Origin of the sequence: Aquisalimonas sp. 2447 (assembly GCF_012044895.1) — a bacterium.
Lineage (GTDB): Bacteria > Pseudomonadota > Gammaproteobacteria > Nitrococcales > Aquisalimonadaceae > Aquisalimonas.
Map to the genome: position 1 here is coordinate 942,760 of NZ_CP050695.1, position 14,491 is coordinate 957,250.

The window sequence follows — 14,491 nt, forward strand, 5'->3', positions numbered from 1 at the left end:
TGGCCCGTATCAGCGCTGGCTACAGCATCGCCCGCGCCTCAGTCCAGATTTGGGTGACAAGCTCGCCAGCGGGTTTCGCAGCAGCCATGGCCGCCGACTGTCCTGCCCACGCTTGCATGCGACGAATATCGTTAGCGGCTGCGCCGGCTTGCTTCATGGCCCCGATCAGGCCTCGCTGGATGGGGTAGGGGGCCGGCGCTTGTGCCTCGGGGGCCGCCATGGCGCGCACGAAATCGGTGTCAATGGAGCGGCCCGCCCGGCCGGTGAAAGCGCGGGTGAGCACCGTGTTCTCCGGTTCCAGGTGCTTCAGCGCATTGGCCCAGCTGGCGTGCGTTTCCGCCTCCGGGCAACGCAGGAAACCCGTTCCCATGATGGCGGCGCTTGCGCCGAGGGTGAGCGCCGCGGCGACCCCTCGGCCGTCCGCAATGCCGCCGGCGGCGATAACGGGGATGTCCACGTGATCGGTAATCCGCGGCAGCAGGGCGAAAAGCCCGACTGACTGGCGTTCGCCGCGGGCCGGATCAAAGGAACCGCGATGGCCGCCGGCCTCGGCACCCTGGGCAATAATTGCATCGGCACCAGCCTCCTGCGCCTGCTGCGCCTCTTCGAGGGTGGTGGCTGTTGCAAACCAGCGAATGCCTGCCTGCTTGAAGCGCTCCACGAACTGCGGCGGGAACAGCCCCATGATGGAAGAGACGACGGGCGGCTGTGCCTCCAGGAATGCTTCGCACTGCGCCTCGAAGCCCGGGAGCGGAAGGTCCGCCGCGGATTCGGGGACCTCGGGTCCCCAGTTTGCGAGGAAAGCGCGCATGCGCGCTTCCGCGGCTGTGTCACGGTGTGCCGGCGGATCGGGAATCCAGACATTGAGCTGGAACGGACCGCGACTGTCGGCGCGGAATCCGTTCACCCACTCGTGTATGCCCTCAGGGGACGTCAGTAGCGCGCCCATCGCTCCCATGCTGCCGGCGTTGGCGACGGCGACCGAGAGGCTCACCGGGCAGGCGCCGGCCATGGGTGCGAGGAGGACGGGGACATCGAGCCCGTACGCGTCACAGAATTGTTCGGCGCGCTCGAGCGGGCTGATAGCAGGCGTTGGATGTCGTGACGGGCGCATTGGTAGTTCCTTGTGGCGCGGGCGGCCGACGGTGGCCCTCGTAAGCGACTTGATCCGGTACATCCACCGTGATGTGATTCAGGACTTCCTTGGGATGAGCTGTTTAGACGAGCGGTGAGCGTCCCATGTTCGAACTGGATGAGGGTAGCATGGCGGAGTCCGATCTGTTCCGCGAGGGAGTGGCGTTACATGCCGGCGGCCTTGCAACCCCGATTACTCCTTCAGCAGCGCCCTGTATCCATACGCCATGCCCAGAGCTGACGACCTGAAGCCTCATGTTGCCCCGTACTCCGAGCGGGCCCGAGAGTTCTTCCAGCAGTACGAGTCGATCCGGTTCGAGGAAGCGCATGCGCCGTGGTTGCAGTGCATGCCGGAGTCGCCGGGATTGGCCCTGGATGTCGGTTCGGGCAGTGGTCGTGATGCCCGCGCGCTTGCTGCACGGGGGTGGCGCGTAACCGCCGTAGAGCCGGCGGCTGGTCTGCGCGACCTGGCCGTTGCCGCAACTCGCGATGTATCCGGTGTGGAGTGGGTCGACAGCGCACTCCCGGAGCTTGCAGGCGTTGCTCCCGAAGGAGATGGGTTCGGTCTGATCCTCCTTTCCGCAGTGTGGATGCACTTGGTCCCGGAGGCCGGTCCGCGCGCGATGCTGCGGCTTGCCGAGCTGTTGGCACCACAGGGCGTGGTTGTGATGACTCTGCGCCATGGGCCGTCGCCGGATGAACGACAATTCCACCCCTGTGATCGAGAGGTACTGGAAGAGCTTGCCCGGAAGTGCGGACTTGCCGTGCGGTTTGAAAACCGTGCCGACGACCAGTTGGGCCGCGACGGCGTGCGCTGGGAGACGGTTGTTCTCGGCTGGTCCTGAGTCTATCCCTGCAGCCGCAGCGTGACACTCATGGGCGCTGTGCCGGTGTGGGACTCGTAGTCCACCGGGCCCAGGTACTGGAACGGGGCTGCCTTGCCGTCGGGGCCAAGCTTGTTCTCGCGCACGAACAGGTGAATGGTGATGCCGCGACGGGTATGTTCGATGATTACCCGGCCCCGTTTGCTCTGCGGGGTGGTGCTGTTCTGCGTCTGCCAGTGGAAGGTGCGTTCGTCGATGAAGTAGTCCTGGTAGCGGTGGTCTTCGCCCTTGCCCTGTTTGTTCAGGGTGACCAGTAGCACGTGCGCCTTTTGCTCCGGGAGCACGATATGGCCGCTGTTCCAGCTCCCGGGGTTGAATGTGGTACCGAAAAGCTCCGGGATGTCCTCGCGCATGAGCCACTGCCCCACCGCCAGTTCCAGTGGATCAAGTACGGCGCGCAATCGCGCACGGCTGCGCATGCTGTCGTCGGCGATGACGTCGTCGTAATCGGGATTGGTTGCCTTGAGGACGTAACGGCCATCGGCTGCTTTGGTGACGACACGCAGCAGATACTGGCTGTCGCCAGTTTCGTCCTGGCGCTCGATGACCACGGTGTCGCCGGTGATGGATCCTGCACTGCCGGGGGTGACGTGCTCCAGCAGGAGGTAATCGCCGTCATGAACGGGGTTGCGACCGCCGTTCATGGACTCCCCGGACGCCCGGGCGATGAAGTGTCGTTCGGGGTCGATGCGACCGTGACCGGGGCCGACGGTACGGTACTCCTCGGCATCGGCGCGTCCGCTCTTGAAGTGGCCGCAGGCCACGCGGATGTTGGGAAAGTAGGGGAGTTCCGGCCGCGACGATGCTCCTGGGAACGGCACGACGGTTCCGGAGCCCTCTGGGGTGTGCGGTAGCCGCTGCTCCCGATAGCGGGCCAGCCGGTAGTCCACGATCTCCTGCAGCATGGCGGCGAATGCATCCAGCTGCTCGGATGCGACGACTCGCGCAGGAGTGAACCGGCCCTCACGCAGCGTGAACCAGGACTGCTTCTGCTTGCCCTGATTGCCCCCGGTCCAGGCGTTGATGGGGTTCCTTTGCCAGTACGCGCGCCAGGCCTCCGGGTCGATGCTGTCCAGCGCGTCGAACTGGCCCTCCAGGTCGGCAGCCAGATCGGGTCGCCGGCGCAGAACGTCCAGGGACGCCGTCGCCAGCGCATCCACCGTCGGCGGGTCCTGGAAGCCATCGATCTCCAGCAGCGCCTCCAGCAGCACCATCTTGAACGACTTGGTCATGGCGGTGGTTTCAACTTCCCGGAAGAAGTCGCCGTGGGCGGCCAGGCAGGCCTGCTCCGTGGAGTCGAGATCGCCGCACTCGTCCACGAATGCCCACCAACTTCCGTACTGGCGTCGAAGCTGCTCCATGGCGATGCCGGAGCGGTAGAACTCCAGCAGAGTCGGACGCCGGCCCATGCTTGCCTTGAGGCCGTCGTACTCGTCGGCGATGCCGGATGGATTCAGCGACTTCAGAAACTCGATGAGCTGCAGGTCGTAGTTCACATAGCAACCCGGCGGGAGCTCGATGGTCTGCTTCTCTGCGCGTTCGGCGAATGCAGCAAGGGCACTGCGTGTGCCGGCGACCTCGAACAGTGCCTGCGGCTTGTTGAGAAACCCGCGGTGGTTGCCGATGAAGTCGAGAATGGTCAGGCGCTCCTTGTTCGGAGCGGGGCGCAGCCCACGGCCGATCTGCTGCAGGAACAGGACCTTGGAGTCCGTGGGGCGCAGCATCATGACGGTGTCGATGTCCGGCACGTCCACGCCTTCGTTGAACAGGTCCACGGAGAAGATGACCTGCGTGGCGCCGTTGCGGAGCTGGTCCACTGCCTCATGCCGGTTGATTGCCGAGCGCGAATGGACGGCAACGGCACTGACGCCCGCTCCGGCGAACTGCTCCGCCATGAAGTCGGCATGGCTCGTGGATACGCAGAACGCGAGTGTGCGATGGCCCGCCTTGTCGCGCCACTCGCGCAGGGCGTGGCGGGCTCGGGCCAGGGTCGCGAGCCGGGTGCTCAGGGTCGCCGGGTCGAAGCGCCCGTTGCGCCACGGGATCTCTTCGTAGTCCACGTTCTCATCGAAGATCCCGTAGTAGGAGAACGGGCACAGCAGGTTCGAGCGGACGCCGTCGAACAGGTTGCGTGTGTAGACCAGGTTGTCGTCGCACAGCGCCAGAATGTCGGCCTGGTCGGAGCGGTCCGGTGTGGCCGTAAGCCCGAGCAGAAAGCTGGGTGCGAAGTGCTGCAGCAAGCGGCGGTAGGTGCCGGCCGCGGCGTGGTGAAACTCGTCCACGACGATGTAATCGAAGTGATCCCGCGGGAACCGGCGTAGATGCGCCTGGCGGTGCAGTGTCTGCACCGAGGCGAAGACCATGTCCGCCTCTTCCTCCCGTTGCTCGGCATAGTACCGCCCGACCCGGGCCCGGGGGAGAACCCGCTGGAAGGTGGCTTCAGCCTGCATCAGGATCTCTTCACGGTGGGCCACGAACAGCACGCGCTTGGCCCCCATCTGCCGTGCATCGAAGGCGGCGAGAAAGGTCTTGCCGAGGCCGGTGGCCATGACCACCAGACCGCGCTGAAACCCGGCCTGCCGTGTGGTCGCCAGTGCGCCCAGGGCCTGTTGCTGCTCGCTGTTGGGTTGCGCCGGGGCGGGCTCGGGCTCGTCGCTGCCGGGCGCCACGCTGGGCGTATTCGGCCGCCGGCGACGTTCATACGCCTCGATCCAGCTGTGGCTCAGCGGCGTCGCCGCCGGGTCGTGGAACAGCCGCTGGAATGCCTGGCGGATCTCGGCGAAGCCGCGGCGTCCGGAGTCGTCGGCGGCGCCGGGATCCGTTACGCGGTAGTTCCACTCCAGCCCGCTGGTCAGCGCGGTCTGACTGATGTTGCTCGACCCCACAAAGGCATCACCGCAGAGCACGCCCTGATCCGTGCGCACGAAGATGTACGCCTTCAGGTGGAAGCTTTGGCCCGCGCTTTCATAGACGCGGACATCGGCACCGGCGTCCGCCAACAACATCAGTCGCCGCAGGGCGGCCGGGTCAGTGACGTCCAGGTAATCGCTGGTGAGGATGCGCACGCGTGCGTACGGCTGCTCTTCCAGTCGGCGGGCGAGTGCCTGGAACAGCAGCTCCAGGCCGCTTGCCTTGATGAAGGCCACGGCGAGGTCGATTTCGTCCGCGCGGTGAATCGCGTCCAGAAGTTCGCGGATCAGCGGTTGATCCGCGCCCCCGGTGATGAGGTGCGGCTGCTCGGACTGCATCGCGGGTCCCTGACGCCCAAGGTGATTGTTTTTCTCGGTCGGAAACCGAGCGCAGTCCGTGTGCTCCGTGTTCCGCGCGCCCAGGATAACCGAATGATCAGGGGGTCACGAAAACGAGCATATTCTTGCGGTCGCTGTGCGGGTCGACTGGCTGACGGGCAGCGTGTAAGGCCACTTTTCGGGGCTGTATGCTGTTGCGCTCCCTTGATGTGGAACCACCACGCCTGCGCTCGCGCGCCTTGTCGGCAAGGCGCACAACGTGAGCTCTGACACTATGTCCTGAAATGTTGGTAACTTCGTATTCAGGCCGCCGTCGCCGGGGGAGGCGATGTACCTGGCTGCCTGGAAATCAGCTGCATGTGGCGTGCAGGCGCCAAGGAGTTTCCCGTGTGCGGCCGTTACGCGTTCTACGATTCCCGTCGACGCATCGCCGAATTGCTCCACTTGGACTCTGACGAGCCGGAGTTCACTCCGCACTACAACATCACCCCGGGAACTCATCCGCCCGTGGTCTGGCAGGACGATGATGGTCTCCAGCTTCGGCAGTGCCTGTGGGGGTTCCGCCCTCCCTGGGCCGGCGACGACGCACCGCGCCCCATCAACGCCCGCGCCGAGAAGGTTGCCACGTCCCCTTTCTTCCGTCATGCGTTTGCGCGCCACCGGTGCCTGGTGCCGGCCAACGGTTGGTTCGAATGGCAAACCCGGGAAGGTAAGGGCAAGGTCCCTCACTACATCACGCACGCCGAGAATGGCGAACTGCTGATGTTCGCCGGAATCTATGATCCTCAGCGCGAAGACAAGGAGGCCAACTTCGCCATCATCACCCAGCCCGCCGCGACGCCGATCGCCCACATCCATCCGCGAATGCCGCTTGTGCTTGACCCCGGGTCATATGGCGCCTGGCTCGACCCTTCACTGACCGAGCGCGATGCCATCAAGGCGGCGGTCCGGTCGCGCAACGCGGGGGAACTGCTCCACTGGGCTGTGAGCACCCGGGTGAACAAGCCCGATAACGATGATGCGGGTATTATCTCGAACGAGGAGTGATCCCCGTCTCTTCGGAACATGAACGATCCGAAGACGGTGAGAAGCACATGCTGTCCCGTCGCGTTAGCGCAGGGTGCTGGTGCCCATGGCCCGGATGCCCGCTGACCACTGTGCTGTGCGCCGATCGTCGGCGGGTGGCTCAGGGCTCGTCAGGGTACTGCAACGCCCACTGGGTTCGCAGTTCATCCATGGTTGCAGCGATGGCGACGGATTCGGCCAGGGGCATGGTCGGGTGCTCCTTGCGCCCGCGTCGCACCATGTCGGCAACCTCCCGGGCCTCGTGGCCGTAGCCGTTTCCGGTCACCGGGTGGTATTGGTGGTTCGTCTCGCCATTGTTGCGAGTGAGCGAAACGCACTCCGGTCGGAAGAAAGGTGCTTGCAGCGTGAGACGTCCTTGAGTTCCGCAAAGGACCGCCTGCTGTGGGGTGTTCAGTTCCAGTGCACCGAAGAGTTGGGCAACAGCTCCGCTGCCGTATGCCAGGGTGTAGGCGCTGTGCCCGTCGACGCCGGTCTCCGTCCAGCGTGCCCTCCCGTACACATTGGTGGGGCGGCCGAGGGCCTTATGAGCCAGGGCGATGGTGTACACGCCCACGTCCAGTAGTGCGCCCCCGCCCAGCGCGGGGTTGAACAGTCGACTGTCCGGTGCCAACGGGACATCGATACCGAAATCCGCAAACAGCGCTCGGGGTTCGCCGATGGCTCCCTGGCGCAGAAGTGTCATGAAGGCGTTCATGGCCGGCAGGAAGCGGCTCCACATCGCCTCCATGAGAAAGACGCCACGCTTCTGGGCGAGGTCGGCGAGAGCGGTGACCTGAGCCACGTTCAGACCCATGGGTTTCTCGCAGAGCACCGGGTATTCGCTCTGCAGCGCGGCCATGGTTGCGGGGAGGTGATCGCTGTGCGGGGTTGCGATGTAGATTGCGTCGATGTTGCCGCTGGACGTCAGCGCATTGATGCTGTCCGTGACGGTGGCCCGCAATCGTTGTGACTGCGCGAACGCGTGTCCGCGGTCACGGCTTCGTGATACGACCGCCGTGACCTCCATGCCCGGCTCTTGCTGAATGTCTTCGGCGAAGATAGTTGCGATTCTCCCGGTGCCCACGATTCCCCAGCAGAATGTGTCCTCACGCATGAATCGCTCCTGTCTGGCGTCTGCCGGCGATGAGCGTTGCCTGCGCTCGCCGAGAAAGGGATAGAACACCGAGCTCACGCGCGTCGGCAGCCTGTACCGGGAGATGATGAAGGCGAACGTCAGGCCTGGGAGGGTGCAGATCGCCCAGGTGTGCAGGCCCAGATGATAGAGCGAGAAGTCCGTGGCTTCGCGTGTTGCCTATACGGTATAGGGCTTGGTGTCTGCGTAGGGGGGCTTGCGAGGTGCAGGGTCGGCTTGGCCTCGCCCTAGGACATCAACACCGTGCCGATGCCGCCGGCGAAGAGCATGGTGAACCAGGACAGCAGGGAAATATTCGGGACGGTCGTCCAGCTCACCGAGGCGTAGCGCGCCGAAAGGGCTGAAGGCAAGCCAGAGCAGGAACAACAGTCAGCTGGTTGCGCCGAAGATGAAGAGCCAGCCGAGATAGGTCACGATCCAGCCGCGCCCATCCAGTGCAACCGCACCAACGAGGTGCCGACCCAACATCTGTCATGTAGACCGTTTGGGGCCGTGAACAACTGTTACTTGACCTGGGTGACCAGCGTGACAACCGAAGACCGTGACCAGCCGCAGCCGAAGTTCGGGACCACATCCGGATATTCCCTGTGCGCTATCTCAGTGCGTCCTGCACGCTCCCGCGTCAGGCAGGAGTGCGCAGGAAACCTCGTGAAAGGGTGGGCATGACACGCTTTTCGGTCAGCATGGCACGAGGTCTGCAAAGGTCAGATCGCCCACTGGATCCGAATGAGGAGCCAGGGTGTCGATCAAACATCTGGAGCAGAGCATGAATGACCTCGCCTATCGCATCATTGCCGGTGCCCCGAGCCCGGTCGCACCGTTCAGCCATGCTGTCGAAACCGGCGACTGGGTTTTTCTCACGGGGCAGATACCCCAGGACCCGACCAATGATGCCGCAAGCTTCCCCGTGGACATCGCGGCCCAGACCCGACAGACCATGGAGAACCTGAAAACGGTTTTGAAAGGACTTGATCTCGGGCTTGGGAACGTGGTCGCCGTCCGCGTCTTTCTCACCGACTTTTACCGCGACTACGCGGAAATGAACGCTATCTACGAAAGCTATTTCCCGAAGGATCAGCGCCCAGCAAGGACTTGCATCGGAGTCACCGGGCTCGCCAGAGAGGCGCTCGTTGAGATCGATCTGATCGCCCGGCGAACCTGAACGACCATGACCTTCCAAAGTGTCGACATACTAACGAGGTAAACCACCATGAAATCAGCCGTCAACGCAATTGGAGTGACGCTCTCCGCCATAGCAATTTTCCTTGCCGGAACGGCGCAGGCCGATCGGTTGCAGGATATTCTGAGTGATCGGGAGCCTTGGATTCAAGAATCAAGTGCAACGGATTTTGAGAACGCATGAAGCTCTTCGTTCATGGCCTCTTCGGGTGTTTTCCAGCCGAGCGTTTTGCGGGGGCGCTGGTTGAGCAGCCGCGCAATGTCGTTGAGCTGGGTCTGGCTGGCTTCGCTGAGATCTGCACCTTTGGGCAGGAACTGGCGCAGCAGGCCATTGGTGTTCTCGTTGCTGCCGCGCTGCCACGGCGCGTGCGGATCGGCGAACCAGATATCGAGTCTCAAGCGCCGAGCCAGTTCGGCATGACAGGCCATTTCGCTGCCCCGGTCGTAGGTCATGCTCTGGCGCAGGATGGCGGGCAGATAACCCATCTGCCGGGAGAAGCCCTCCAGGGCGGCTTCAGCGGTCGTTGCGTTCATTTTGCTGAGCACCACGAAGCGCGTCTTGCGCTCGACAACGGTGCCCACCGCCGAGCGGTTGTACGCGCCCTTGATAAAGTCGCCTTCCCAGTGGCCCGGCATCAGGCGCTGTTCGATCTCTTCGGGTCGGTGGCGGATGCGCAGCGATTCGGGAACCATGGAGCCGCCCGCCGGCGTTGTTCGCCGCTGGCCGCGTTGGCCCTTGGCTCGGCGCAGAGCATCGATCATCGCCTTGCGCAGCGTCCCTTTCGGGTGGGCATAGATGGCCGCGTAAATGGTCTCGTGGCTGACGTACTTGTCGGGATCATCGGGGTCCATGGCCTTAAGTCTGCCGGCGATCTGCTCCGGCGACCAAGCCCTGTGGATCAACCGATCGCGCACCCAGGCATGAAGCCATGTGCCGGCCACCAATTTCTGGCCCCGCCCGCAGCGGCTGCGCCGCGCCCTGTATGCCTGCGAGGCGTGCGTCGGGCAATACGCGCCTGTGGCTGGCGAGTGCCCGCGCCGCAGTTCACGACTCACAGTCGCTGGGCAGCGACCAATCCGATGAGCCGTCTCTCGAATGCTCATGCCCCGTTGGTGTTCACAGAAGATCACGGCGCGCTCTTCACTGCTGAGGTGTCGGTATCCGGTATTCATCGCAACAGCCTACCTCCCAAGGGGGCAGGTGTTGCACTTGAAGGTTGAGCCTAAGAGCTTACCGTGGGGTACATAACCTATGATGAACTTACGTATCGGGATTCCGATACCAATGAGATCAAGGGATTTTTCCCGGAGCTTCTGGAACTCATCGCTGAGGAGATGGGCATTGACAGCGGTGATATCGAGTATGTTGCGACGGATTGGTCCGATTTCGCCACCGGCCTTCAGACCGGCCGCTACGACTTCGCTATCGCGGGTCTTTTCTCAACCATACCACGTGCCACGTCTGCAGCGTTTACTGATCCGATTTTCTACCTTGGCAATTCCGCAATGGTGCTGGACGGCGATGATCGCTTCGACGATATCGAGAACGTCATGGATCTCGATCAGGAGGATCTCACCATCGCGGTGGTCTCCGGGGAGCAAAGCCACGATTTCGTGCGCAACAACTTCGAGAACGCCGAAATCGAAGTGGTTCGTTCGAGTGATCTCACGTCCGCGATGCTGCAGGTCATGTCCCGGCGGGCGGACGTCGCCATGTCCGACCATTTCGTGGTGCGCAAGTTTGTCGCCCAGCAGGATGGGACACGCGACCTGTTTCCTGACAACCCCTGGAATATTCAGCCCATTACATGGGCCGTCCGGCACGAAGACCAACAGCTGCTCACGTTCCTGAACAACGCCATTGAGTACATGGTGAGCACCGGCCAGTTGCAGGAACTCATGCGTGATCCGCGCTACGAGGACGTGCCGTTCATTCGCCCGGTTCGCGAGCTCGAACCCATCAACTGAAGTGATCACTGGAGGCGTCCATGGACTACCAGTTCAATTTCGCCGTTGTATGGGAGTACCGGTGGGTTCTCGGTCAGAGCATCTGGATTACGTTACAGATCTCTCTGGCCGCCATTCTCCTGGGTACGGCCATGGGCGTTCTCCTCGGGTCTGTACGTCACTATGCGGCCAGAAGTCTACTGGCATTTCCGGCGTGGGCATTGGCAACAGGCTATGTCTACCTATTCCTGTCCATCCCCGCGCTGGTTTTCATGCTCTGGCTGTACTACTGCCTGCCGCTGTTCGGCATCAATATCAGCGCCTATTACACGGCGATTCTGGCTTTGGCTCTGAACCTCTCGCCCTTTGCCGCGGAAATCTTCCGGTCCGGACTGGCGAATATTCCGAAGGGAGAACTGAACGCCGCCCAGGCCATTGGCTACACACGCCTGCAAACACTGGCGTTGTTCATGGTGCCGCAAATCTTCCGCAACTCGGTTCCACCGATGATGAATCAGTACTACACCACGATTAAGCTTTCGTCGCTGGCCTCGGTGATTGGCGTCTTCGAGATCGTGAATACGTCCCAGGAAGTCATTAATCAGACTTATCGGACCCTCGAGGTCTACACAGCGGTGGCGCTTTGTTATGCCGTGATTATCGTGCCGCTGGCCGTGCTCAGCAAGAAGTACGAGGACCGGGTTCTCATCAAGCGGGTATGAAGCCATGAAGACAGGAATCGAAGTACGGGACCTCGCCGCATCCTACGGCGAGGGGCGCAAGCAGGTCTCCGTTTTCACAGATCTCACGTTCAAGATCGGTCTGGGCGAGATCGCTATGGTCATCGGCCCCAGTGGTGCGGGAAAGAGTACGCTTCTTAATGCTGTCGCCGGGATGCACCCTCTAGACTCCGGGTCAGTCGTGTTGGCGGTGGATCATCCCAACGGCGGTATTCAACACACTCCCGATCAAGGTCTGAAACCACGCGACCGCAGAAGGGTTGGAATCGCGTACCAGAAGCCGAATCTGTGGTCGCACCTCAATGTGCGCGAAAACCTGCTGCATCCCCAGCGTTGGTTGTTGGGCCGGCCCCGCCGAGAGGCGCGCGAACGCGCTGACGCGTTGCTGGAGGCTATGGGTGTCTCCGAGTACGCCAATGCACCGGTGACGGATCTCTCAGGCGGCCAGGCCCAGCGCGTCGGAATTCTTCGTTCCCTGGCTCTGGAGCCCGACGTATTGCTGTTGGATGAGGTGACCGCCAGCCAGGATCCTCAGAACGCGCAGCTTGTTTTCGAACTGCTACGGGACTATGTGCAGCGGACTCAGTGCACGGTGCTCACCATTTCCCATGACATGGGATTCGTGGAGCGCATCGCCGATCAAGTTTTGTTTCTGGCTGACGGGAGGCTCCGCAATGGCGGGCCCCCGAAGTCCGTATTCCGCGGGGAAACGGATCCGGAAATAGCGGCATTTGTCCAGGGCGAGAATGCGGCGTAGTGGCGATCAAAGCGATGGAGCCAACACGTTCCACGGACGGGCAACGTGATCTCCTCGGTACGTGCATCCGGGTGCTTGAGGGTGATACCTCCGACGAGGTGCTGGACAGCCTCGCGCCGGGGGAGGTAATCACTCGGAGGCACCTTGGTATGATTACCGTGGTGCCGTTGATGGTTCAAGTCTGCCACCTGTTCGTGGAGGCGTTGAGACCATGGGTGACGAGGTCCGATCAGCGCGGCGGCAATGGCAACTCCCACCTGAGTGTGTTCATACAAAAATTGTACTAATATCGTAGGATCTTTGAGCAAGTGATGGCAGTCTCCGTGGCGGAACAGGGAACCAACAGCCAGTCTTTCTCATCCCGGGAATCAGAGGTGCATGAATGGTGCTCGGCAATCAACCGGTCGTTGGTGAGGCAGCGACCACCATCCATCGGCCGGTGGAATCGGTTTTCCGCTTCATTGCCGATGAGTTCGAGACCAATTACCCGCGCTGGTCACCGGAAGTGATCGAATTGAAGGTCCTCAGTGCCGGTGCGCTGGACTGCGACTGGTTCGCGCGTCAAACCCGCGTGGATCACGGACACAAGACCACCTCGACGTTTCGGGTCGTCGATATTCAACGACCCAACTGGATCGTCTTCTCCGGGGTGTCGGCCGAGTTCATGTGCACATACGCGCTCGACCATATCGGGGCGAGCAGCGAGAACGCCCGGCTACGATTTCGCTTCGAATTCCCGCGGCTGGAGCTGCGCATGCGCCCGTTCCGTAAACTGATCCAGACCTCCGTTCAGGAGGGAGCAGAACGAACGGTCTATAATCTCAAGGGGCTGGTCGAGCAAGCCGACGCATCGGCAGCACCCTGAGCACGTTTGAGGACGGAGCTAATGACCTTTGTTGTCGAGAAGGATCCGGGCGTGATCCCGACAGTGCTCACCGAGCTGCTGGATCACTGTGCCACGGGTATCACGTTGGCCGATCCCGACGAACCGGATATGCCCATCGTGTACGCCAATGCCGTTTTCGAGCAGCTGACCGGTTACAGCCAGAACGAAACCATCGGGCGCAACTGCCGGTTTCTGCAGGGCGACGACTCGGCGCAGCCCGAGATCGAGCAGCTGCGGCGTGCGATTGCTGCGGGAGAGCCGATCACGGTAACCCTCCGGAATTACCGCAAGGATGGCAGCAGGTTCCACAACCGCCTGTCATTGACACCGTTGCGGGATCCGCGTGATGTATTGGTGTACTACTTGGGGGTGCAGTACGACATCACCGCCCAGGTGGAAGCGGAAGCGGAGAACAAGCGCCTGCGGAGCCTTCTCGGGCAGAAGGGCGTCGATTAGCCGGATGAGGTCAGCACGGGAGAAGTTCGCTGACGCAGGGCACACCGGCATGGTGACGTCCGTTCGCAGACACGATCGCACCGAACGGGAATTGAGACCCTATGCTGCACGAGGGATGGCATGTTCACACCCTGGCGGAGCTGGCTGCCAAGTATCCGGTGACCAATCATCCCGGGTATGTCCCACCGGCCGGCGAGCGCCAGTTCATCTTCGATTACAGCGGTGTCGGCGGTACGCCGCACCAGGGCGCATGTTTCGTGCACATCCGCCGCTTCGGCGACGATGGCTCGGCGATCATCATGCTGGTCGACATCGACCGGGCCGGCGTGTGTGTCTCCGAAGTCGCCGGCGAGATCTCCATCGCCCTGCACCGTTTCTGCTTGCGGGACATGGTGCCGCAGTACACGCCCGACCTGCTGACCTTCCTGGAGCGTGACCGGCTTGGCGACTGGGCCCATATCGAACTGGAATGGAAGACCTTCCGGGAGCGGCTGCACACGCGGGTAGTGAAATGGCGCCCCCTGCCCTTGATGCACGGGGAAGGGCCGATTTGCGGGGCCCACCTCGACTGGTGCCGGAACAATCTCCCGGATGTCGCGTTCTCCCCGAACCCGGAGTGGTAGGTGCGCAGCAGCAGGTACGAATGACAATAGGGCCAGGGCCTTGATGGAGACGGCGTGTCGCAGGGCAGCGGCGTTGATCTGAGCGATATTGTCCAGGTCGTCTACGCATACCAGCACCCGCGCCTGGCGGGCGAGGGCGGTCAGGCGGTCGATCATGTGCGGGTTGATCACCTGGTTGGAGACCATCACGTCGCGCACCCCGCCGTCGACCATGGCTTCGGCCTCGCTGACCTTCTGGCAGCAGACGCCCACGGCGCCGTTGGCGATCTGGTGCAGGGCGATGTCCGGCGACTTGTGTGTCTTGGCGTGTGCGCGGTGGCGCAGCCCCTGGCTTTTCGCGTAGTGCGCCATGCGTCCCACGTTGCGCTCGTAGGCGTCCAGGTCCAGAAGCAGGCAGGGGGTGAGCACATCGTTCAGGG

At 62.6% G+C, this 14,491-nt stretch carries 13 protein-coding genes and 2 pseudogenes; 9 read left to right on the forward strand and 6 right to left on the reverse strand.

Annotated elements, in window-relative coordinates:
• Positions 1-19: 19 nt before the first annotated feature.
• Complete coding sequence (locus tag KU884_RS04325; protein ID WP_167781465.1) at positions 20-1,114, reverse strand: nitronate monooxygenase family protein; 1,095 nt, start codon at positions 1,112-1,114, stop codon at positions 20-22.
• A 247-nt stretch (positions 1,115-1,361) separates the two neighbouring features.
• Here KU884_RS04325 and KU884_RS04330 point away from each other — a divergent pair, with 247 nt between their 5' ends.
• The gene (locus KU884_RS04330; RefSeq protein ID WP_167781466.1) at positions 1,362-1,979 is read left to right on the forward strand and encodes a bifunctional 2-polyprenyl-6-hydroxyphenol methylase/3-demethylubiquinol 3-O-methyltransferase UbiG; all 618 of its coding nucleotides are present in this window, start codon (positions 1,362-1,364) and stop codon (positions 1,977-1,979) included.
• A 2-nt stretch (positions 1,980-1,981) separates the two neighbouring features.
• Here the strand turns inward: KU884_RS04330 and KU884_RS04335 are convergent, their stop codons facing one another.
• Positions 1,982-5,266 carry a DUF3427 domain-containing protein gene (locus KU884_RS04335; protein ID WP_167781467.1) on the reverse strand — a complete coding sequence of 1,095 codons (3,285 nt, stop codon included), beginning with the start codon at positions 5,264-5,266 and terminating at the stop codon, positions 1,982-1,984.
• A 357-nt stretch (positions 5,267-5,623) separates the two neighbouring features.
• On the opposite strand from KU884_RS04335, the gene KU884_RS04340 reads away from it, so the two are divergent.
• Positions 5,624-6,313, forward strand: coding sequence for an SOS response-associated peptidase (locus KU884_RS04340; protein ID WP_167781468.1), 690 nt, complete (start codon positions 5,624-5,626; stop codon positions 6,311-6,313).
• 139 nt (positions 6,314-6,452) lie between these two features.
• On the opposite strand, the gene KU884_RS04345 is transcribed toward KU884_RS04340, so the two are convergent.
• Complete coding sequence (locus KU884_RS04345; protein ID WP_167784110.1) at positions 6,453-7,445, reverse strand: Gfo/Idh/MocA family protein; 993 nt, start codon at positions 7,443-7,445, stop codon at positions 6,453-6,455.
• A gap of 96 nt (positions 7,446-7,541) precedes the next feature.
• A pseudogene (locus KU884_RS19235) lies at positions 7,542-7,607 on the reverse strand (hypothetical protein); the annotation flags it as partial.
• 616 nt (positions 7,608-8,223) lie between these two features.
• Here KU884_RS19235 and KU884_RS04355 point away from each other — a divergent pair.
• On the forward strand, positions 8,224-8,646 hold the full coding sequence (locus KU884_RS04355; RefSeq protein WP_217351412.1) for a RidA family protein: 423 nt from the start codon (positions 8,224-8,226) through the stop codon (positions 8,644-8,646).
• Positions 8,647-8,810: 164 nt separating this feature from the next.
• Here KU884_RS04355 and KU884_RS04360 read toward each other — a convergent pair whose 3' ends face one another.
• The gene (locus KU884_RS04360; protein WP_167781469.1) at positions 8,811-9,836 is read right to left on the reverse strand and encodes an IS30 family transposase; all 1,026 of its coding nucleotides are present in this window, start codon (positions 9,834-9,836) and stop codon (positions 8,811-8,813) included.
• A gap of 63 nt (positions 9,837-9,899) precedes the next feature.
• On the opposite strand from KU884_RS04360, the gene KU884_RS04365 reads away from it, so the two are divergent.
• The 6 genes from KU884_RS04365 to KU884_RS18880 all read left to right on the forward strand — a co-directional run bounded on the left by KU884_RS04365 (position 9,900) and on the right by KU884_RS18880 (position 14,072).
• The gene (locus KU884_RS04365) at positions 9,900-10,631 is read left to right on the forward strand and encodes an ABC transporter substrate-binding protein (RefSeq protein WP_167781470.1); all 732 of its coding nucleotides are present in this window, start codon (positions 9,900-9,902) and stop codon (positions 10,629-10,631) included.
• A gap of 20 nt (positions 10,632-10,651) precedes the next feature.
• On the forward strand, positions 10,652-11,332 hold the full coding sequence (locus tag KU884_RS04370; protein WP_167781471.1) for an amino acid ABC transporter permease: 681 nt from the start codon (positions 10,652-10,654) through the stop codon (positions 11,330-11,332).
• A gap of 4 nt (positions 11,333-11,336) precedes the next feature.
• The gene (locus tag KU884_RS04375) at positions 11,337-12,107 is read left to right on the forward strand and encodes an ABC transporter ATP-binding protein (RefSeq protein ID WP_167781472.1); all 771 of its coding nucleotides are present in this window, start codon (positions 11,337-11,339) and stop codon (positions 12,105-12,107) included.
• 382 nt (positions 12,108-12,489) lie between these two features.
• Positions 12,490-12,972, forward strand: a complete 483-nt coding sequence (locus KU884_RS04380; RefSeq protein WP_167781473.1) for an SRPBCC family protein — start codon at positions 12,490-12,492, stop codon at positions 12,970-12,972.
• Positions 12,973-12,993: 21 nt separating this feature from the next.
• A complete protein-coding gene (locus KU884_RS04385) occupies positions 12,994-13,449 on the forward strand; it encodes a PAS domain-containing protein (protein WP_167781474.1) in 456 nt (151 codons plus the stop codon).
• A gap of 101 nt (positions 13,450-13,550) precedes the next feature.
• Entirely contained in the window at positions 13,551-14,072 is a 522-nt protein-coding gene (locus KU884_RS18880) for a hypothetical protein (protein WP_254432169.1), read from the forward strand.
• Between the two features lie 99 nt (positions 14,073-14,171).
• Here KU884_RS18880 and KU884_RS19240 read toward each other — a convergent pair.
• A pseudogene (locus tag KU884_RS19240) lies at positions 14,172-14,423 on the reverse strand (hypothetical protein); the annotation flags it as partial.
• Positions 14,424-14,491 lie beyond the last annotated feature (68 nt).